This is a genomic window from Aliivibrio kagoshimensis (assembly GCF_050337105.1).
Lineage (GTDB): Bacteria > Pseudomonadota > Gammaproteobacteria > Enterobacterales > Vibrionaceae > Aliivibrio_A > Aliivibrio_A kagoshimensis.
This window is the reverse complement of sequence record NZ_JAKJSQ010000149.1, coordinates 1-1,459: the sequence shown is the minus strand read 5'-3', so window position 1 is coordinate 1,459 and position 1,459 is coordinate 1. Positions and strand designations below refer to the sequence as shown.

At 34.3% G+C, this 1,459-nt stretch carries 1 protein-coding gene; it reads right to left on the bottom strand.

From position 1 onward, the window contains the following. Nucleotides 1-166: 166 nt before the first annotated feature. The gene (locus L4C32_RS20580) at nt 167-1,099 is read right to left on the bottom strand and encodes a hypothetical protein (RefSeq protein ID WP_428198761.1); all 933 of its coding nucleotides are present in this window, start codon (nt 1,097-1,099) and stop codon (nt 167-169) included. Between the last annotated feature and the right edge of the window lie 360 nt (nt 1,100-1,459).

Genomic DNA, 1,459 nt, shown 5'->3' with positions numbered 1-1,459 from the left:
GCCATGATTACTCCTTTTAGATAAATACAACGATAAAACTCGAATTTATGATTGGTTACATAATGCTTGCGACAACGGCGGCTTAGAATTGGCGATGTTTTGCATCTTTCTTCAAAAACGGTTACAAGACTAAAACGTCCGATTGGTTGCAGTTGTTAAGTGCAGTTTACTTCTCACTACTCTTATTTTTTACCACTTTTTCAAGAGCGGTCAGAGCTTCTAGTAGTTTATCTTGGTTCTCTACTTGTGCCTTATTTATACTACTTAAAATTTGTTTAGTTTGAAGTTCAACGTCATTACTAGAGATATGCTGGCTATACACAGCTGAGTTTTGGTTAACTATCTGTTTTAAATATGCTGTTACATTGTTTACAGACTCCAATAAATACCGTTGCTCATTCAGTACATTACTTAGTTGTTCAGATACTTCTTTTACCTGCGATGCTACTTCGTTTTCCTGTTTATCATTTATGTAGAACGTTGTTATAAAAATCAATAAACCACTTAGGCCTACAGATACAACCCATTGAGATATAGACTTGAATGCATTTGCTACATTACGAGGTCGAGATTTACCATCCTTAAAGCATCTTTTCACATACCTTAAATAGCTGACTTTAACGCAATCGAAAACAGATGCTTGCCCATCAACATCTGTAACGCGCATATATGAAAGTAGATATTTCCAATGCTTTTTAGCCTTTGTTTCCAGTTTGTTTGGCTGTTTGATGATTTCAAGAAGAATACCGTCTTCAGCAGGCTTAAAACTATCAGTTCGAGAAGGAGTCAATATACATAAAACATAGCCATTATCCGTAAGGCGATATTCTAATCTAGCACCATAGATCAAATTTGCTTGATTGGTTAAATCGAAGTGTTTTCCTACTTTTTTACTCCAACTGTGATACTTCATCTCAAAAAAAACTTCGATAAGTTTGTCGTCCAGACCGCCCATTGCGCCTTTTGGGCAAATAACTAATTCGTTGAGCTGTTTAAGATCTGTATTTGGTTGGACTTTTTTCCAAAACCCGTTGAATAAGTTATCACTTGCTTGACTAAAACCTTGAAATAATTTAGTTCTTTCTCTTCTAGTACTCAATTTTTACTGTATCTCCATTGCACTTAACGAGGCTGTAAGATTTCTCCACAACAATTTTAATATTGTCTTCTACGTTAAAAAGTAGATAATTATAAGCGTTAAACCTATCTAGATTTCGCGTAGAGACATGATTTTTCGCCTAAAAACACGCCCATTTAGCTCTATTTTCTGAAATCGAATTATCCTATAGCCTCAACAGCTTATTAAGATGCCAAATGCATTGTTTAAACAATTCAATCTGCACCTTATCACTCAATATTTTTCAAACATAACACAATAATCTTTTTATATTAGTGCCTTACATCAAACTTATAAAATACAAATATAGAAAGTAGTCCTATGGGAGTAGAAGGTATGCAC